This is a genomic window from Acidovorax sp. YS12 (assembly GCA_021496925.1).
GTDB lineage: Bacteria > Pseudomonadota > Gammaproteobacteria > Burkholderiales > Burkholderiaceae_C > Paenacidovorax.
The window spans coordinates 1246547-1266287 of the sequence record CP053915.1 but is presented as its reverse complement, the minus strand read 5'-3'; the positions used below and the strand labels follow the sequence as shown (position 1 = coordinate 1266287).

Genomic DNA, 19741 nt, shown 5'->3' with positions numbered 1-19741 from the left:
TTAAATGCATAGTCAATACTAAAAAAGTGAATTTTTAGATTTGTTTTGCATGAAAACACTGTATTTGAAGACAGTTTTGAGGGTGCCAGGGCTTTGTTCTACCGAGGAGGGGCAATCGGCAAGGGCTTGTTCATAAACAATGTGATTTGAGTCTGGCGCCTAGTTTTGCTAAGGTAGAGCTGCCTGGATGTTCCAGGTACCTGCCGAACGAAGCAACACCTTCTGCACCATGGGCGCCAAGTGCCCCGCAGCCAAGGAAGCGCTTCCCAGGCAAACCCCTTGGGGGCAATACCTTGCCCCCTGGCTGGCGGGGGACTCCATCCTCCCTTGCCGCCAATCGATGGCAAAGGCCGTTGCGCCAGCCGTCAAGCCCGGTGGTTGGCTTCGCGCCTGCCACCGGGCTTTCTCTTTGATGTACCCCTGTGTCCCAAAATCTGGTGCAATCCTGCTTTTGGACTGCGGGAGCAGGGGCTTGGTGGACATACTCAAAAACAAGACGTGGCTGCGGCGCGCCGCCTGGTCGGTGCTGGCCGTCCTGGTGCTGTGGGCCGTGGGCTGGCTGGCGGTGCCGCCCTTGTTGCGCAGCCAAGGACAGAAGCTGGCGAGCGAGGCGCTGGGGCGGGACGTACGCATCGGGCGCATCGAGTTCGCTCCCTGGTCGCTGCAGCTCACGGTGCATGACGTGGCCGTGGCCAGGGCGGATGGGCAGGGGGACCAGTTCTCCGTCAAGCGTGTGCATGCGGACGTCGGCATGGCATCGCTGCTGCGCCTGGCCCCCGTGCTGGATGCGCTGGAGGTGGACCAGCCGGTGCTGCACCTGGCGCAGGTGGCGCCTGGGCATTACGACATCGACGACATCCTGGCCCGCTTCGCCCAGCCGGCCGAACCCGATCCCGCACCCGCAGGTCCGCCGCCGCGCTTCGCCCTCTACAACATCGCCTTGCGCGATGGCGCAGTGGACTTTGAGGACCGCACCGTGGCGCGCACCCACACCGTGCGCGACTTGGCGCTGAGCGTGCCCTTCCTGAGCAGCCTGCCGTCCAAGCGCGAGATCAAGGTGGAGCCGCGGCTGGCCTTCAAGCTCAATGACAGCGCGTTCGATTCCTCGGCCGAGGCCACGCCCTTTCTCTCCAGCCGCAAGACGCAAGCGCATATCCGCCTGGCGGATTTCGATCTGGCGCCTTACCTGGGCTACTTGCCCGAGAGTCTGCCGGTGCGCTTGCAGTCGGGCGTGCTCGGCCTGGATCTGACGCTTTCGTTCGAGCAGCATCCCGATGCGGCCGTGCATGTGCGCGGGCTCGTGCAAGCCCGGGGGCTGCGCCTGAGCGACAGCCGCCAGCAGCCTTTGCTGGAGGTGGGATCGATGGCGGTGGAGATCGCGGATCTGCAGCCCCTGGCACAGAGGGGCCACATCGCATCGGTCGAGATCGAGGAGCCCCGGGTGCTGGCCCGGCGCGCCCAGGACGGGCAGATCAACTGGCAGCGGCTGGCATCGCCGCCCGGCGCGGCCCCAAAGCCTGCTGCCAAGCCGGCGCCCAAGGCGCAGGACGACGCCGGATGGCAACTGGCCGTAGACCGCGTGGCATTGCGTGCGGGGCAGGTCGATTGGCAGGACGATGCGGTCGCCGGAGGCGCCAAACTGGCGCTGCAGGCCTTGCGGCTGGATGCATCGGCCATTGCCGTGCCGCTGCGCAAGCCGCTGCAGTTCGCCGGTTCCGCACAGCTCCAGGGTGCCGAGCTGGGCTTCCAAGGGGAAGCGAGCGAACGCATGGCGACGGTGGCTGCCTCGGTGCGCGGGCTGCCGCTGGAGGCCGGTGCGCCTTACGTGGCAGAGCAATGGATTCCCCGGGTGCGCGGACGCCTGGATGCCGACCTGGGGCTGGCCTGGAATGGCCCGGCGGTCATGGCGCACCTGGCGCGCCTGTCCGTGGACGACATCGCCTTGGCATGCCCCGCCAAGGTGGTTTGCGCGGGCGCGGGGCTGCCCGGTGTCGCCATGCGCGGCAAGGACAGCCTGGCCGAGGTCAAGGTCTTGCGCGTGGAGAACGCGCGGTTGGACCTGTTGCGCCAATCGCTTGACGTCGGGCGCATCGCCGTCACCCAGCCCCGTGCCATGGTGGCGCGCAGCAAGGACGGCCAATGGATGGCGCAGCAATGGATGGTGGCGCGCCATGCGCCGGCCTCCGCCGTGCCGCCTGCGCGGGCGCCTGCCCAGGCGGCACCCTGGGCCGTGCGGCTGGGCACCATCGACGTGGACGGGGGCGCGCTGGCGCTGCAGGATGCACAGCCCGTGCGGCCCGTGGCGCTTACTGTGTCGGGGCTGCGCGTGCGGCTGGAGAACCTGGTGCCGCTGGCGCCCCCCGGCGGCAAACCCGCACAGTTGCAGTTCGCTGCGCGCGTTGGCGCGGGGCGCGTCGATCCGGGACGCCTGGAATATGACGGCACGCTTGGCCTGGCGCCTGTCAGCGCGCAAGGCAAGGTGCTGGCGACCCAGCTGCCGTTGTATGCCTTCGAGCCCTATGTGGCCGATGCGCTGAACGTGCGCGTGCTGCGCGCCGACGGCAGCTTCAAGGGCAGCGTGCAATATGCGGAGCAGCCCCAGGGGGCCGCGGCCCGGGTGCAGGGCGATGCCTCGCTCGACGACCTGCGGGTGCGCTCGGCGCTGCTGACGCAGGGCAAGGATGCCGTGCAGGACGATGGCCAGCCACGCAGGCTCACGGCACAGGACGACGATCTGCTGCGCTGGAAATCCCTCGGCCTGCGCGGTGTGGACGTGGCTCTGGCGCCAGGGCAGGCCACCCGGGTGGAGGTGCGGGAAACCGCGCTCAGCGACTTTTTCGCGCGCTTGATCGTGCAGGAAAGCGGGCGCATCAACCTGCAGGATCTGGTCAAGGCCGCGCCTGCGCAGGACGGTACGGCTGCGGCACCGCAGCCGCAGGCGTCGGCACCCGTTTCCACCGCTGCTGCCGCGCCCGCGGCGGTGGTGCGTTTCGGCCCGGTTTCCCTCACCGGGGGCTCGGTGCGCTTCTCCGACTACTTCATCAAGCCCAATTACTCGGCCGACCTGAGCGAGTTGACCGGGCGCCTGAGCGCGTTTTCCTCGGAGCCGCCCGCCCAGGGCGCGGCCCCGGCCATGGCCGACCTGGAGCTGCGCGGCCGGGCAGAAGGCACGGCGTCGCTCGAGGTCACGGGCAAGCTCAACCCGCTGGTGCAGCCCCTGGCGCTCGACATCGTGGGCAAGATGCGCGACTTGGAGCTGCCGCCGCTGTCGCCCTACACGGTGAAGTACGCGGGCCACGGCATCGAGCGCGGCAAGCTCAGCATGGACGTGGCCTACAAGATCGAGCCCGATGGGCAGCTCACCGCCAGCAACAAGCTGGTGCTGAACCAGTTGACCTTCGGCGAGCCGGTCGAAGGCGCCCCGGCCAGCCTGCCCGTGCGCCTGGCCACGGCGCTGCTGGCCGACCGCAACGGCGTCATCGACCTCGACCTGCCGGTCAGCGGTTCGCTCAACGACCCCGAATTCCGCCTGGCGCCGGTGATCTTCAAGATCATCGGCAACCTCATCATGAAGGCCGTCACCGCGCCTTTCGCGCTGCTGGCCAACGCCCTGGGCGGCTCCAGCGACCTGAGCACGGTGGCTTTCGCACCAGGAAGCGCGCAGCTCGACGAGGCCGCACGTGCGGGGCTGGACAAGGTCGCCAAGGCGCTGACCGACCGGCCCGCCCTGACGATGACGGTCGTCGGGCAGGCACAGCTCGACAGCGAGCGCGAGGGCTGGAAGCAGGCGCAGCTGCAGGGCATGCTGCTGGCGCAAAAGCGCCGCGCGGCGCGGCGCGATGGCCAGGAGGCCGGTGACGTGGCGCCCGTGACGCCCGAGGAGGCGCCGGCATTGCTCAAGGAGGTCTATCGCCGGGCCGACATCCCCAAGCCGCGCAACCTCATCGGCCTGGCCAAGGACCTGCCCCGGCCGGAGATGGAAGCGCTGCTGCTGGCCAGCATTGCCGTGCCCGAAAACGCCATGCGCGAGCTGGCGGTGGCGCGCGGTGTGGTGGTGCGCGACTATCTGGCGCAGCACCAGGTGCCCAGGGACCGCCTGTTCCTGGGGGCAGTCGACACCAGGCCGGATGACGCCAAATGGACGCCCCGCGCGCAACTCACCCTGGCCATGCCGTAGGGCGTTTGGGAATCGAAGCAAATCCCGGCGAAAATACGCTTTTCACCCCGGCCCGCTCAAGGCGCTGGCCGGGGTTGTTCCATTCAAATCACCCATGTTCCCTTTTTCTTCCCGCAGCAAAATGTCCGACGCTCCTGAAGTGACCCCGGCCCCGGCCAAGACCCCTGAGCCGCATCCTCTCGATGCGCTGACTGGTGGCGCCTTCTCGGCCGCCACTTCGGGCGAGCGCGCCGCGCGCGTGCGCGACTGGCTGGCCACCCAGCCTTCGCCCGAGCAACTGCAGGAGGTGTTCAAGGAATTGAGCGTGCGCGACAAGGGCGCTGCCCGCGCCATCCGCGAGCGCATCGACGAAATCAAGCGTGCCAAGGGCCAGGAAGCCATCGCCGCCGAATGGGCGGAAAAGGCGCAGGCCCTGCTGGCCGCGCCGCGCCTGAACATCGCCGACGCCCTGGCCTGGCAGCGCGACGCCGCCAAGGCCGGCGCGCCGCTGTCGCGCGAGCCGCTGTCCGCGCTCAAGACCCAGCTGGCCGAGCGCGTCAAGGTCATCGAAGACCTGCAGCACCGCGTGCAGGTGCAGCGCGAGGCCGCCGTGCTGCTGGCGCAGCGCATCGAAGTCCTGTCCACCAAGCCCTGGACCGATGCCCAGGCCGCGCTCGAACTGCTGCGCACCGATGTGGACCGCTGGCAGGAGCAGGCCGCCGAGCTGACCGGCGATGCGAGCTGGGCCAGCGTCGAGGCACGCTTCCCGCCGCTGCTCGATGCTTCGCGCACCCAGCTCTTGGTGGTGTGGGAGGCGTTCCAGTCCGCCCTGGCGCAGACGGCCGCCGCCGCGCAGGACGCCAATGCGCCGCTGCCCCCCGTGCCGGTGTGGGCCGATGAGCTGCGCGTGGCGCGCGGCCTGCCCACCGAGGCCGCCGCCACGGCGGCTGCGGCCGAGGCCAAGCAGGCCAAGCCGAAGACCGACCCCGCCGTGGTCGAGAAAGCCGAGCACGCCGTGCGCGAAGCATTGGCCAAGCTGGAAAAGGAAACCGCCGAAGGCCATGGCAAGGCCAGCGTGGGCGCGGCCGGCGCGCTGCGCGCCGTGCTCAAGACGCAGGGCCGCCACATCGGCGCAGCATTGGAGCAGCAGGTGCACCAGGCGCTGGTGGCCGCGGGCGAACTGCAAGGCTGGCAGCGCTGGAGTGCCGACCAGGTGCGCGAGGACCTCGTGGCCAAGGCCGAGGCCCTGCTGCTGCGCCCCGAGGGGCAGGCGCTGGGCGGGCGCAAGATGCAGGAAACCCTGCGCCAGTTGCGCGAACAGTGGAAGCAGGCCGACCAGGGTGGGCCGGCCAACCACGCGCTGTGGCGCAAGTTCGATGAGGCCTGCAACGCCGCGCACAAGGTGGTCGAAACCTGGCTCGACAAGATCCGCGCCGAGTCCGCCGAGCACAAGGCCAAGCGCCTGGCGCTGATCGAGGAGCTGAAAACCTGGGCGCAATCCCAGTCCGAGGCCGCATCGGCCGACTGGAAGGCGCTGAACCGCGCGCTGCACCAGTTCGCCGACCGCTGGCGCGATGGCGGCCATGTGGGCGAGAAAGTGTTCGCCGAGCTGCAGCCGCTGTGGAAGCAGGCCTTCACCCAGGCCAGCGCGCCGCTGGAGGCTGCGCAGAAGGAAAGCCTGGTGCGCCGCCACGCCATGATCGACGAAGCCACGGCGCTGGGCGCCGCGCCGCAGTTGCGCATCGACGCCATCAAGGCGCTGCAGCAGCGCTGGCAGGCCGAGGCGCAGGCCGTGCCGCTCGACCGCAAGCAGGAGCAAAAGCTCTGGGATGCCTTCCGCAAACCCATCGACGAGGCGTTCAACCGCAAGAGCGCCGACCGCGAGCGCGCGGCCACCGAACTGAGCGTGCGCGACCGCGCCGTGCTCGACGCCTCCAAGGCGCTGGAGGCCGCCAATGCCAGCGGGGACGCGCAGCAGATCCGCAGTGCCATGCAGGCGTTGGAAGCCGCGTTGCGCCACCAGGCCGAGGCCGCCGCATCGGAGGAAAAACAGGCCCCAGCCCAGGATGGGCAAGCGCCAGCAGCTACAGAAACCGAAGCGCCGCAGGAACAGGCCGCGCCCAAGGCTGCGCCTGCCCGACCCGTGGTGGCGGTGCGCGGCGACGACCGTCCTGGCATGAAGCGCGAAGCCGCTGCGGTGCCCAGCCGTCCTGGCCGCCCGGGTGACCGCCGGGATGGCCGACCGCCCATGCGCGGGCAGGACGGCCGCGCGGAGCGTGGCGGGCGCTTCGGCGACCGCCCGGCGCGCGAGGAGCGCGGCCCACGCCTGGGCGATGCCGCGTTCCGCGCGCAGCGCGAAGCCATGGAACATGCGCAACTGGCGCTCAAGAAGCTGGCAGCGCACGCCCACGGCGAGGCGCTTACCCAATTGCTGGCCGCGTGGGAGAAGCGTGATCCGGCCCAGTTGCCCAGCGGCCAGGAGCTGGGCGGCCGCGTGACGGCGCCGGTGCGCAATGCCTGGGCGCAGGCCCTGTCGTCTGCACCCCAGGGCGATGCCGCGGAGGCGTTGCTGCGCCTGGAGATGGCGGCGGAGGTGCCGACGCCAGCGGAACAGCTCAACGCGCGTCGTGCGCTGCAACTGCAGCTGCTCACGCGCCGCAATGATCCGGCGCCTGCGCAGACCTGGGGCGAGGACGCGGCGCGCGTGCTGGCCAGCGCCAGCGATGCCGCGCGCGCGCGCCGTCTGCAATCGGTGCTGAAGGCGTTGCTGCGGAAGTAGTAGCGTGATGGAGGAAAGCCCGTGGATCTTCTTCCATGGGCCTGACGGGAAAGGGCTGCAACAGGCAGCCCTTTTTCATTCCCGTGCCGCATTGCCGCGAATGCGGTGTACCGTGATTGCAAAAAGAAAAAGGCCGTTGCGTGCGCAACGGCCTTTTCAATTTTGGTGCCCAGGAGAGGACTCGAACCTCCACGGAGTTACCCGCTAGTACCTGAAACTAGTGCGTCTACCAATTCCGCCACCTGGGCATTTCAGGAAAGATTTGAATTATATAGTGCTTTTAGGTGCTGCTTGGTGTTTTGCGAACTTTTTTGCAACCTCGCGGTCTCACCATGCAACCCTCTCATAAAAAAGGCCACTGACGAAGCAGTGGCCTTTTTAGCAAAAACCTTCACAGGTTCTCGTTAAACTTGGTGCCCAGGAGAGGACTCGAACCTCCACGGAGTTACCCGCTAGTACCTGAAACTAGTGCGTCTACCAATTCCGCCACCTGGGCATTTCAGGAAAGACACAGATTGTATAGCAAAAAAATGAACTCCCGCACGCGCTCTGCCGCTCCGGCTCTGGAAATTGAAGGCAGCGTGCAGGGGCACCGCGATGGCCATGGCTTCGTGGTGCGAGATGACGGCGACAGCGACATCTATCTCCCCCCCAACGAAATGCGCGCGGTGCTGCACAAGGACCGGGTGCGCGTGCGCGTGGTGGGGCAGGACCGGCGCGGGCGCCCCGAGGGGCGCGTGGTCGAGATCCTTGAGCGCCCCGCCCAGCCCATCATCGGCCGCCTGTTGCAGGAGAGCGGGGTGTGGCTGGTCGCGCCCGAGGACAAGCGCTACGGCCAGGACGTGCTGATTCCCAAGGGCGCCACCGGCACGGCGAAGACGGGCCAGGTCGTGGTGGTGGAGCTGACCGAGCCGCCGGCCCTGTACGGCCAGCCCGTGGGACGCATCACCGAGGTGCTGGGCGAGGTGGACGATCCCGGCATGGAGATCGAGATCGCCGTGCGCAAGTACGGCGTGCCGCATGAATTCTCCGCAGCCTGCCTGGCGCAGGCCAAGGCGCTGCCCGACAAGGTGCGCGCCCAGGACAAGAAACGCCGCGTGGACCTCACCGACATTCCGCTCGTCACCATCGACGGGGAGGATGCCCGCGACTTCGATGACGCGGTCTACTGCGAGCCCGCCAAGGTGGGGCGCGGCAAGGGCTGGCGCCTGCTGGTGGCCATCGCCGACGTGAGCCACTACGTGCAGACGGGCAGCGCCATCGACGTCGATGCCTATGACCGCGCCACCAGCGTGTACTTTCCGCGCCGCGTCATCCCGATGCTGCCCGAAAAGCTCAGCAACGGCCTGTGCTCGCTCAACCCCGAGGTGGACCGCCTGTGCATGGTCTGCGACATGCTGGTCAGCGGCAAGGGCGAAGTCGCGGCCTACCAGTTCTACCCGGCCGTCATGCACAGCCATGCGCGCTTCACCTACACCGAGGTGGCGGCCATCCTGGCCAATACGCGCGGCCCCGAGGCGCAGCGGCGCCAGGAGCGCGTGCAGGACCTGATCCACCTGTCCGACGTGTACCGGGCGTTGCTGGTGGCGCGCCAGCAGCGCGGTGCGGTGGACTTCGAGACCACGGAAACGCAGATCGTCTGCGACGACAACGGCCGCATCGAGAAGATCGTGCCGCGTACGCGCACCGAGGCGCACCGCCTGATCGAGGAGGCCATGCTGGCCGCCAACGTGTGCAGCGCCGACTTCATTGCCCAGGGCGGCCAGCCCGGCCTGTACCGCGTGCACGAGGGGCCGACGCCGGAAAAGCAGGACATCCTGCGCGGCTACCTCAAGTCCATGGGCGTGGGCCTGACGATCAGCGACGACCCGCGGCCTGGCGAGTTCCAGGCCATTGCCGAGGCCACCAAGGAGCGGCCCGACGCCCAGCAGATCCACACCATGCTGCTGCGCTCGATGCAGCAGGCCATCTACACGCCCATCAACAGCGGCCACTTCGGCCTGGCCTACGAGGCCTATACGCATTTCACCAGCCCGATCCGGCGCTACCCCGACTTGCTGGTGCACCGCGTCATCAAGGCCATCCTGCTGGGGCAGCGTTACCAACTGCCCACGCTGCCGACCCCGGGCGAGGCGCATGCCAAGCTCTCCAAGCGCCTGGCGGAGCGCGTGAGCGCGCCGCGCCAGCGCCCGCGCAAGGCCGCCGGGGCCGCCTCGGTGGCGGAGACCCAGGCCTGGGAGGCCGCGGGCCTGCACTGCAGCGCCAACGAGCGCCGCGCCGACGAGGCCAGCCGCGACGTCGAGGCCTGGCTCAAGTGCAAGTACATGCGCGAGCATCTGGGCGAGGAGTACAGCGGCCTGGTCTCCGCCGTGACCAGCTTCGGCATCTTCGTCACGCTCGATGCGCTGTACGTCGAAGGCCTGGTGCACATCACCGAGCTGGGCGGCGAGTATTTCCGCTACGACGAGGCCCGCCAGGAGCTGCGCGGCGAGCGCACGGGCATCCGCTATGCGCTGGGCACGCGCGTGCGCGTGCAGGTCAGCCGCGTGGACCTGGATGGGCGCAAGATCGACTTCCGCCTGGTGCAGGAGGGCGGGGACGCGCTGCCCGCGCGCCCCGCGCGGGACAAGGGCGGCAAAGGCGGCCCGGCACCCCAGGCCGGCAAGCCCGAGGCGCGCAAGCCCGCGCCCGCCGAGGGCGCCAGCCCCAAGCGGCATGCCAAGGCCGCGGCGAAAGCAGAAAAACCGGCCGCCAAGGGCAAGGCGCGCAAGGCACGCCGCTGATGCTCCTCGTTTGATAGCTGTCAGCGCTTGTCAGTCAAGCGCTGGAGGCCATTTTGGCCATGAAAATGGCTATGCCAGATTGAACAGCCGCGCCGCGTTGCCGTAGAACAGGCCGTCGAGCACTTCGTCCTTGAAGCCCAGCGCGGCGAAGTCGTCGATGCTCTGGCCGATGGGGCGGAACGGGTACGAGGAGCCGAACAGCAGCTGCGCCGCCAGGAACTGGTTGGCCGCCTGCACGTAGGCTTCCTTGCCCGGCTGGAACAGGTACATGTCGGGCACCAGGTGCACGTTCTCGTGGCGGAAGGCCAGGCCGATGGCCGCTTGCACGTGGGGCCAGTAGCCGTGGTAGACCACCAGCGGCAGGTCCGGGAAGGCCTGCGCCACCCTGGCCAGGCCGGCCGGGTCGTTGAAGCGCGGGTCGGGCGTGGTCGGGCCGCTCATCAGGAACACGGGCACGCCCAGGCTGCGCGCCAGTTCGTACACGGGCCAGTAGAGCGCATCGTCGGGGTGGCGGGGCGGCGCGCCGAAGCCGGGCTCGATGCCCACGCCCGAGAGGCCGAGCACCTTGATGGCGCGCTCGATCTCGTCCAGTGCCGCCTGCGTGCCCTGCAGCGCTGGATCGACCCCGGCGATGCCCAGCAGCGCGCCGTGGCCGTGCACGATGCGGTGGATGGTGTCGTTGGGCAGATGCTGGCTCGGGGTGTGCCGGCCCACCACCACGGCCTTCGCCAGGCCCGCGTCGCGCACTTCCTGCAGAAAGCCGTCCTGCGTGAGCGAGCGCTCGAAGTGGTCGTCGGGGCCGCGCGTGCCCACGCGCCGGTTGAGCCAGCGCGCCGTGGCGTACTCGGGCGAGCCGGGCGTGGCGCCGAAGAAGTCGTGCAGGAACGCCGGCCTGCAGCGCATGTCGATGACGCGGCGGCTCATGAGGCCGACACCTTCTGCTGCTGCACGCCACGGATGTCGAAGGCGCCGCCGGTCTGTGCGCGGCCGCCGTCGGTCACGGCCTGCTTGCCCAGCAGCGGGAACACCAGCTCGGCGAAGCGGATGGATTCCTCCAGGTGCGGGTAGCCCGAGAGCACGAAGGTGTCGGCCCCCAGCGCCACGTATTCGCGCAGGCGCTCGGCCACGGTGGCCGCGTCGCCCACCAGCGCGGTGCCCGCGCCGCCGCGCACCAGGCCCACGCCGGCCCAGAGGTTGGGGGCCACTTCCAGCCTGTCGCGCCGCCCGCCGTGCAGCGCGGCCATGCGCGCCTGGCCGACCGAGTCCATGCGCGCGTAGCTGGCCTGGGCCTTGGCGATGTCTTCGTCGGTCAGCTTGCTGATGAGGCGCTCGGCGTCGGCCCAGGCCTCCTCGTTGGTTTCGCGCACGATGACGTGCAGGCGCACGCCCAGCTTGACCTGGCGGCCCTGGCGCGCGGCGCGCTGGCGGATGTCGGCGAACTTCTCGCCCACGGCCTGCGGCGGCTCGCCCCAGGTCAGGTAGGCGTCCACCTGGCGTGCCGCCAGGTCGTGCGCGGCGTCGGAGGAGCCGCCGAAGTACAGCGGCGGGTAGGGCTTCTGCACGGGCGCAAAGTAATTGCGTCCCTGCCGCACCTGGAAGTGCCGGCCCTCGAAGTCCACCGTCTCGCCCGAAAGCAGGCGGCGCCAGATGGTCAGGAATTCGTCGGCGTGGGCGTAGCGTTCGTCATGGTCGAGGAAGATGCCGTCGGCGGCCAGCTCGGTGGCGTCGCCGCCGGGCACCACGTTGAGCAACAGGCGCCCGCCCAGGGCCTGGTCGAGCGTGGCGGCCTGGCGCGCGCTGGACACCGGCGCGCCCAGCGAGGTGCGCAGCGCCACCAGCAGCTTGATGCGCTGCGTGATGGGCGCCAGGCTCGCGGCCGTCACCCAGGGGTCGAGGCAGGAGCTGCCGGTGGGGATGAGCAGGCCGTCGTAGCCCAGGTGCTCGGCGGTGACGGCGATCTGGCGCATGTAGGCGTTGGTCGGCGCGCGGCCGAAGTCCGAGGTGCCGAGGTAGCGCGTATCGCCCGACGTGGGCAGGAACCAGAAGATCTCCGGCGAGGCGGTGGCGGCTTGGGTCATGGGAAGTCCTTGTCGTGTGGAATCAACGGGCAAGGGACCGGGCCAGTGGCGTGCGCAAGGCGTGCCGGGCGGCTCCAGCCCCGGGGCTTGGGGCCGATTAGAGAACCTCGGCGGCGCGCGGCGAAGCATGTTTATTGCATGTCGTTATGCGTGCGGCAAGAAAAAAAGCCAGCGCCCCGGAGGGCGCTGGCTCGTGTGGCGGCGGGGGCTTGTCAGCGTGCCGCTTCGGAGGCGGGCTGGGCGGCGGCGTCCAGCGCGTCCTGCATTGCCTTGGCCGGGTCGCTGGCGTCCTCGGCGGCGGGCGTCTCGGGCGTGGCTTCCTCGCCATCGGGCGGGGTGGCGAACGGGTCGTCGCCGCTGCCGTAGCTCTCGTTGTTTTGCAGGGCGTCCATCATCTGGCTGCCCACGGCTTCCATGTTCACCTCGACCTTCTTGTCCAGGCTGCCGGTGACGATGCCGGGGAAGGCGATGAGCACGCCCACCATGACCAGCTGGATCAGCACGAAGGGAATCGCGCCCTTGTAGATCTGCATCGTCGTCACGGGCTGGATCGTCTTGTGCGTCACGCGGTCCACGTAGGGCTTGTCCGGGGCCACGGAGCGCAGGAAGAACAGCGCGAAGCCGAACGGCGGGTGCATGAACGAGGTCTGCATGTTCATGGCCAGCAGCACGCCGAACCAGATCAGGTCGATGCCCATCTTCTCGGCCACGGGGCCCAGCAGCGGCACCACGATGAACGACAGCTCGAAGTAGTCGAGGAAGAACGCCAGGAGGAAGATCATGATGTTCACCACGATCAGGAAGCCCACCTGCCCGCCGGGCAGGCTGGACATCAGGTGCTCGACCCACTTCGGGCCATCGGCGGCCTGGAAGATCATGCTGAAGGTGGTGGCGCCCACCATGATGAACATGACGAAGCTGGCCAGTCTGGTGGTGGAAGACAGCGCCTGCTGCAGCAGCTTCATGTTCAGGCGCCCGCGCGCGAAGCCGATGACCAGGGCCGCCATGGCGCCCATGGCGCCGCCCTCGGTGGGGGTGGCGATGCCCAGGAAGATGGTGCCCAGCACCAGGAAGATCAGCAGCAGCGGCGGGATCAGCACGAAGGTCACGCGCTCGGCCAGGCGCGACAGCAGGCCCAGCTTGAACACGCGGTTGATGCTGGCGAGCACGAAGGCCAGGAAGGTGCCGCCGCACATGGCGGTGACGACCTTCTCGTCGGTCGGCACCTCCAGCACTTCCTCGCCCAGCCACCAGGTGTGCACGTCGGCCATGTGGGCTGCCAGGAAGATGGCCAGGCCGGTGGAGAGCGCCATCACCACCGCCAGCGACAGGTAGCCGGAGCGGCCGTCGTCCTCGCGGTAGATGCGTGCCTCGGGCGGCAGGGCGGGCACGGTGTGCGGCTTGAAGATCGCCAGGATCACCACCCACACCACGTACAGGCCCATGAGCATGAAGCCGGGAATGAACGCGCCCTTGTACATCTCGCCCACGCTCTTGCCGAGCTGGTCGGCCATCAGGATCAGCACCAGCGACGGCGGGATGATCTGCGCCAGCGTGCCCGAGGCGGCGATCACGCCGCTGGAGAGCGACCGGTCATAGCCGTAGCGCAGCATGATGGGCAGCGAGATCAGGCCCATCGAGATGACCGAGGCCGCCACCACGCCGGTGGTGGCCGCGAGCAGTGCGCCGACGAAGATCACGGCCAGCGCCAGGCCGCCGCGGATCGGGCCGAACACCTGGCCCACGGTGTCGAGCAGATCCTCGGCCATGCCCGAGCGCTCCAGGATCAACCCCATGAAGGTGAAGAACGGCACGGCCAGCAGGGTGTCGTTGGCCATGATGCCGATGAGGCGCTGCGGCAGCCAGGCCATGACCGAGGCGGGGAACACGCCCAGCTCGATGCCCACGAAGCCGAACAGCAGGCCGCAGGCGCCCAGGCTGAACGCCACGGGAAAGCCCAGCAGCAGGAAGACGATCAGCCCCGCGAACATGATGGGGGCGTAGTTGGTGGTGAGAAATTCCATGGTGTATGCGCTCCGGCGGCGGGGTCAGCGGTGTGCGGCGGCGGGTGCCGGGGCCTGTTTCTTCGCTTCCTCGGCGCGCAGCGCCTCGAGCAGCTCCTCCTCAGCGCTCTTGTCGCTGAGCTTGCCCATCGGGTCGGGGCCGTGGCCGGTGAGGAAGGCGATGCGCTTGATCAGCTCCGACCAGCCCTGCAGCATCAGCAGCGTGACGCCCACCGGAATCGCCACCCACACGGGCCAGCGGATCAGGCCGCCGGGGTTGCCCGACATCTCGCCCGAGGTGTATTTCTGGATCACCTCCGGCATGCTCAGCCACAGGATGACGATGCACAGCGGCGTGAGGAAGAAGGCGAAGCCGATGATGTCGATCCACACCTGCGCCTTCTTCGACAGGCGGCTGTTCACCACGTCGATGCGCACGTGCTCGCGGTGCAGCAGCGTGTAGCCCGCGGCAATCAGGAACGACCAGGCGAAGAAGTACCACTGCACTTCGAGGAAGGCGTTCGAGCTGGTGTCGAAGGCCTTGCGCACGATGGCGTTGGCGGCGCTGACGAAGGTGGCGGCGAAGATCAGCCAGATGCTGTATTTGCCGACGAATGCGTTGAGCCTGTCGATGGCCCGGGACAGGGAAAGTAGCGCCTGCATGGTGTCTCCGATGGTGAGGCTGGCAAGGGCTGCACTGGTACGCGCCGTGGGGTGGGCGCGCAGCAGCCGGGAGCATGGGTAGGAGCGCGATTCTACGGAACAACGGCGCGCCTTGCAGACGGGCAGGCCGTGTTTTCCCCTGATGCACCAAGGCGCTACTGCTTTGAAAAGCATAGCAATCCGGGAAACTGCGTATGTTTTGCGGGTTTACCCGAGGGGCTTAATCGAGCAGCGCCACGCCCTTGACCTGCGCGAAAACCGGCAGGCCCGGCGCCAGGGCCAGCATCTGTGCCGAGCGCTGGGTGACGCGCGCGAGCAGCGCCGTGCCCCCGGCGTCCAGCGCCACCATGGCCTGGCCCGGCCCGTCCTCGCGCAGCTGCACCACGCGCGCGGGCAGGATGTTGAGGATGCTGGTGCCCTCCTGCCGCGCCAGTGTGAGGCTCACGTCGCGCGCCTGCACGCGCAGGCGCAGGCGTTCGCCCGGCACGCGCGCCTGCGTGCCCACCAGGTGCATCTCGCCGCCGGGAAACCGCACGGTGGTCAGGCAGGCCGCCGCGTCGTGGCCCGCCACCTCGGCCAGCACCACGCAGGCGGCGGCATCGCCCTGGGCCAGCGGCAGGTCGAGCCGCGCCATCAGCTCCAGCGTGGGGCCGCTGGCCACCACCTGGCCGGCGCTCAGCAGCACCAGGTGGTGCGCCAGGCGCGCCACTTCGTCGGGCGAGTGGCTGACGTAGACCATGGGAATGTCGAGCTGGCGCTGCAGCCGGTCGAGGTAGGGCAGCAGCTCGGCCTTGCGCGCGGCGTCGAGCGCGGCCAGGGGCTCGTCCATCAGCAGCAGCGCCGGGCTGGCGGCCAGCGCGCGCGCGATGGCCACGCGCTGGCGCTCGCCGCCCGAGAGCGTGGCGGGGCGGCGCTCCATCATCGCCGTCAGGCCCAGCAGCTCCACCGCCTGCTCCACGGGCACGCGCCGGCGCGCGGGCGGCAGGCGGCGCAGGCCGTATTCGATGTTGCCGCGCACGCTCAGGTGGTCGAACAGGCTGGCTTCCTGGAACACATAGCCCAGTGCGCGCCGGTGCGTGGGCAGCCACTGGCCCCGGGCCTCGTCCTGCCAGACCTCGCCGTGCACCACCACGCGGCCTTCCGGGGGGCGCTCCAGGCCGGCCAGCGCGCGCAGGCAGGTCGTCTTGCCGCAGCCCGAGGGGCCGAACAGCGCGGAAACGCCCTGGCCGGGCAACTGCAGGTCCACGTCGAGCGTGAAGCCGGGGCGCTCCATGCGCAGGCGGGCGAGGATTTCACGCATGGGCTTCACAGCGGCCTGCTGCGCGGCTGCAGCCAGTGCAGCGCCATCAGCACGATGAAAGAGAACACCACCATGCCGCCGGCCAGCCAGTGCGCCTGCGCGTACTCCATGGCCTCGACGTGGTCGTAGATCTGCACCGACACCACGCGCGTCACGCCCGGAATGTTGCCGCCGAGCATGAGCACCACGCCGAATTCGCCCACCGTGTGCGCGAAGGCCAGCACCGCCGCCGTGATGAAGCCGGGCCGCGCCAGCGGCAGCGCCACGGTGAAGAAACGGTCCAGCGGCCCGGCGCCCAGCGTCGCAGCGGCCTCCAGCGGGCGCGTGCCCAGGGCCTCGAAGGCGCGCTGCAGCGGCTGCACGGCAAAGGGCAGCGAATACACCAGCGAGCCCACGACCAGGCCTGGGAACGTGAAGGGCAGCCGCCCCAGCCCCAGCGATTGGGTGAGGTGGCCGATGGGGCCGTTGGGGCCCATGGTGACGAGCAGGTAGAAGCCGATCACCGTGGGCGGCAGCACCAGCGGCAGCGCCACCACCGCGCCCACCGGGCCGCGCCAGCGCGAGCGCGTGTGCGCCAGCCACCACGCCAGCGGCGTGCACAGCAACAGCAGCAGCACGGTGGTGGTGGCGGCCAGCTCCAGCGTCAGCCGGATGGCGGCCCAGTCTTCAAGGCTGAACGGCACGCAGGGGATTGCTATGGATAAAGGAGCTTGCAGCGCTTGCTGCAAGCCGTTTTGAAGGCCGAATGATACGCAAAGGCGCTTGCATCAAGCGCCAGGCGCTTCAAAAAGAATAGCCGTAGGACTGGATCACGGCGCGCGCCTTGTCGCCGCGCAGGTACTGCATCAGCGCCGTGGCGGCGGCGTTGCCCTGGCCGGGCTTGAGCACGATGGCGTCCTGGCGGATCGGCTCGTGCAGGTTCGCCGGCACCACCCAGGCCGAGCCCTCGCGCAGCTTGCCGTTCTCCGTCACCTGCGACAGCGCGACGAAGCCCAGCTGCGCGTTGCCCGAGGCAGCGAACTGGTAGGTCTGGCCGATGTTCTCGCCCTGCACGATGCGCGGCTGCACCTGGGCCGTGAGGCCGAGCTTGTCCAGCGCCTGCATCGCGGCCAGGCCGTAGGGGGCGAGCTTGGGGTTGGCGATGGCGATGTGCTGCCAGTCGGTCTTCTGCAGCACCTTGCCCTCGGCATCGACGTAGCCGGGCTGCTTGCTCCACAGCACCAGCTGGCCGATGGCGTAGGTGAAGCGCGTGGCACCAATGCCCAGGCCTTCCTTGCCGATCTTCTCGGGCGTGGTGTCGTCGGCCGCCAGCAGGATGCCGAAGGGCGCGCCGTTGGCGATCTGCGCGTAGAACTTGCCCGTGGCGCCGAACGACAGCGTGGCCTTGTGGCCGGTGTCCTTCTCGAACTCGGCGGCGATCTTCTGCATCGGCGCGGTGAAGTTGGCCGCCACGGCCACGGCCACCTCGTCGGCATGGGCGTGCAGGCTGAAAAGAGCGGCGGCAGCGATTGCCAGGGGGCGGAGCAGGGAGGCCATGGAAAGATTCCTTCGCTATTCTGTGGATGAATAGCGGGCAAGTATAGCCAGCCACTCCCGCCACGGCGGGTATGGGCCGGGGCATGATGGGGGCATGCAGCAAGCCTCTTCTTCCCTTCCTTCCTTTGCGCAGGCGCTGGGCCACGGCATGGCGGACAAGCGCATCGACATCCTGCGCCAGATCGGCCAGGGCGGCTCCATCTCGCAGGCCGCGCGCGCCGTGGGCGTGAGCTACAAGGCCGCGTGGCAGGCCATCGACACCCTGACCAACCTGGCCGGCGTGCCCCTGGTGCACCGCGCCGTGGGCGGCGCGGGCGGCGGCGGCGCGGTGCTGACCGAGGCCGGGCACGCGCTGCTGGCGGCGGCCGACGCCATGGCCCAGGCGCGCGCCGAGGTGCTGCAGCGCCTGGCCGGGCAGGGCGCGCAGCCCGCCGCCGCGGCGCGGCTGGCGGTGCGCACCAGCATGCGCAACCAGTGGCCGTGCGTGGTGCGGGCGCTGGAGGCGGCCGGGCCGCTGGTGCACGTGCACCTGGGCGGGGCCGGCGCGGCCCAGGCGCTGGCGTTGACGGCGCGCATCACCCAGGAAAGCGCGCAGCTGCTGGGCCTGGCGCCGGGCCTGCCCGTGCTGGCGCTGTGCAAGGCCACGGCGGTGCAGGTGTGCGGCATGAAGGAGGCCGGGGAGGGCGGGGAGGGCGATGCCGTGCCCAATGCCTGGCCCGGGCGCGTCACCCGCGTGGCGCGCGGCGAGGCCGGGGACGAAGTGGCTGCCGCGCTTGACGCCGGGGTGCAGATGGTGGGCTTCGCGCCGCCCCGCAGCGGCCTGCGCGCCCGCGCCCGCGTGTGCCTGCGGGCCGATGCGTCGGCTATCGTCCTGGCCTTGTAAAAGCGGGGTAAAGCAGGGTTAAAGCCGGGGTAAAAAGCCCCGGCCGGGGCCCGTGGAGGGGCGCGCGGCTGGCTACCATTGGCTTCCCCGCGCATTCGCTGCCCTGTCCATGCCCGCCCATCCGCTCCAGCCCGCCTCCCCCCGTTCCTTCCCTCTCTCGCGGCGCCGCCAGGCGGGCCGCTCCCGGCCTGTGCTGTGGGGCGTGCTGCTGGCCGTGGCGCTGGCGGCGGGCGCGGGCGCCTGGTGGTGGCAGCAGCGCCAGGCAGCGTCCGCCCCGGCGCATGGGGCCATGGGCCCGGCGGGCGGCCCTTCCGGCGGCGGGCCACGCTTTGGCCCTGGCGGGCAGGCGCAGCCGGTGTCGGTGGGCCAGGTGCGGCGCGAGGACGTGCGCGTGCTGGTCAGCGCCATCGGCACGCTGAACGCGCGCGCCACCGCCGTGGTGCGCGCCAAGGTGGGCGGCGAGCTGAAAAGCCTGCGCTTCAGGGAGGGCGAGGAGGTCAAGGCCGGCCAGCTGCTGGCCGAGATCGACGCGCGCAGCTACCAGGCCACGCTGGCCCAGGCCCAGGGCACGCTGCAGCGCGACCAGGCGCTGCTGCAGAACGCGCGCCACGACCTGCAGCGCTACCAGGAGCTCAAGGCGCAGGACTCGATCGCCAGCCAGCAGGTGGACACCCAGGCCGCGCTGGTGCGCCAGTACGAGGGCGTGGTGGCGGCCGACAAGGCGCAGGTCGATGCCGCGCGCCTGCAGCTCGACTACACGCGCGTCACCGCGCCCATCGGCGGGCGCCTGGGCCTGCGCCAGGCCGACCTGGGCAACGTGGTGAATCCGGGCGATGCCAACGGCATCGTCACCATCACGCAGGTGCGGCCCATCGACACCGTGTTCTCGGTGCCCGAGGCGCGCCTGGCGCGCATCCGCGAGCGCCTGGGGCAGGGCGCGACGCTGCCCGTGGAGCTGTGGGACGGCGGGCAAAAGCAGCTGCTGGCGCGCGGGCGCGTGAGCGCGCTGGACAACGCCATCGACACCGGCACCGGCACCATCAAGGTCAAGGCCGCGTTCGCCAACGAGGACGGGCGCCTGTACCCGAACCAGTTCGTCAACGTGAAGCTGCAGGTGGACCGCATCGAGGGTGCGCTCACCGTGCCCGCCTCGGCGCTGCAGAACAACGCCGTGTACCTGGTGCGCGAGGATGGCACGGTGGCGTTGCGCCGCGTGCAGGCGGGCGTGGCCGACGGCGACCGCGTGAGCGTGCAGGGCGAGCTGGCCGAGGGCGACCGCGTGGTCATCGACGGCATGGACCGCCTGCGCGATGGCACCCGGGTGACGGTGATCGACGCCCCGGCCGCCGCCGCCAAGGCCGAGCAGGGCGCGCAGGAGGCGAGCCAGCGCCGCGCCGAGTTCCTGAAGAACCTGACGCCCGAGCAGCGCGAGAAGCTCGCCAGGATGGGCCAGGAGGAGCGGCGCGCCTACTTCCGCAGCCTGCGCGATGCACGTGACGCACGGGCCGCGCAGGGCGCGGCCCCGGCCCCCGCTGCCTCGCGCTGACCCCCGGCGGATGC

General features: G+C 69.8%; 12 protein-coding genes and 2 tRNA genes. 5 read left to right on the top strand and 9 right to left on the bottom strand.

Annotated elements, in window-relative coordinates; all coding sequences use genetic code 11:
• The first annotated feature begins 412 nt into the window (after nt 1-412).
• Complete coding sequence (locus tag YS110_05650) at nt 413-4177, top strand: DUF748 domain-containing protein (GenBank protein ID UJB64274.1); 3765 nt, start codon at nt 413-415, stop codon at nt 4175-4177.
• Nucleotides 4178-4271: 94 nt separating this feature from the next.
• Complete coding sequence (locus YS110_05645) at nt 4272-6935, top strand: DUF349 domain-containing protein (protein ID UJB64273.1); 2664 nt, start codon at nt 4272-4274, stop codon at nt 6933-6935.
• Between the two features lie 163 nt (nt 6936-7098).
• Here YS110_05645 and YS110_05640 read toward each other — a convergent pair.
• A tRNA-Leu gene (locus tag YS110_05640) sits at nt 7099-7183 on the bottom strand.
• Nucleotides 7184-7346: 163 nt separating this feature from the next.
• Nucleotides 7347-7431 (bottom strand) — tRNA-Leu (locus tag YS110_05635).
• A gap of 34 nt (nt 7432-7465) precedes the next feature.
• On the opposite strand from YS110_05635, the gene rnr reads away from it, so the two are divergent.
• A complete protein-coding gene (gene rnr, locus YS110_05630; GenBank protein UJB64272.1) occupies nt 7466-9718 on the top strand; it encodes a ribonuclease R in 2253 nt (750 codons plus the stop codon).
• Between the two features lie 69 nt (nt 9719-9787).
• Here the strand turns inward: rnr and YS110_05625 are convergent, their stop codons facing one another.
• From YS110_05625 to modA, 7 genes are all read right to left on the bottom strand, one after another.
• Nucleotides 9788-10642: an amidohydrolase family protein gene (locus YS110_05625; GenBank protein ID UJB64271.1), complete on the bottom strand. Its 855-nt coding sequence runs from the start codon at nt 10640-10642 to the stop codon at nt 9788-9790.
• Nucleotides 10639-11796, bottom strand: a complete 1158-nt coding sequence (gene ssuD / locus YS110_05620; GenBank protein UJB64270.1) for an FMNH2-dependent alkanesulfonate monooxygenase — start codon at nt 11794-11796, stop codon at nt 10639-10641. Before ssuD ends, YS110_05625 begins: the two co-directional genes overlap by 4 nt.
• 212 nt (nt 11797-12008) lie before the next feature.
• Complete coding sequence (locus YS110_05615) at nt 12009-13820, bottom strand: TRAP transporter large permease subunit (GenBank protein ID UJB64269.1); 1812 nt, start codon at nt 13818-13820, stop codon at nt 12009-12011.
• Nucleotides 13821-13844: 24 nt separating this feature from the next.
• A complete protein-coding gene (locus YS110_05610; protein UJB64268.1) occupies nt 13845-14462 on the bottom strand; it encodes a TRAP transporter small permease subunit in 618 nt (205 codons plus the stop codon).
• Nucleotides 14463-14682: 220 nt separating this feature from the next.
• On the bottom strand, nt 14683-15762 hold the full coding sequence (gene modC / locus YS110_05605; GenBank protein ID UJB64267.1) for a molybdenum ABC transporter ATP-binding protein: 1080 nt from the start codon (nt 15760-15762) through the stop codon (nt 14683-14685).
• A gap of 5 nt (nt 15763-15767) precedes the next feature.
• Nucleotides 15768-16445 carry a molybdate ABC transporter permease subunit gene (gene modB / locus YS110_05600; GenBank protein UJB64266.1) on the bottom strand — a complete coding sequence of 226 codons (678 nt, stop codon included), beginning with the start codon at nt 16443-16445 and terminating at the stop codon, nt 15768-15770.
• Between the two features lie 100 nt (nt 16446-16545).
• On the bottom strand, nt 16546-17298 hold the full coding sequence (gene modA, locus YS110_05595) for a molybdate ABC transporter substrate-binding protein (GenBank protein UJB64265.1): 753 nt from the start codon (nt 17296-17298) through the stop codon (nt 16546-16548).
• A 94-nt stretch (nt 17299-17392) separates the two neighbouring features.
• Here modA and YS110_05590 point away from each other — a divergent pair, with 94 nt between their 5' ends.
• Nucleotides 17393-18181, top strand: a complete 789-nt coding sequence (locus YS110_05590) for a TOBE domain-containing protein (protein ID UJB64264.1) — start codon at nt 17393-17395, stop codon at nt 18179-18181.
• 109 nt (nt 18182-18290) lie between these two features.
• Entirely contained in the window at nt 18291-19727 is a 1437-nt protein-coding gene (locus YS110_05585; GenBank protein UJB64263.1) for an efflux RND transporter periplasmic adaptor subunit, read from the top strand.
• Nucleotides 19728-19741: the final 14 nt, after the last annotated feature.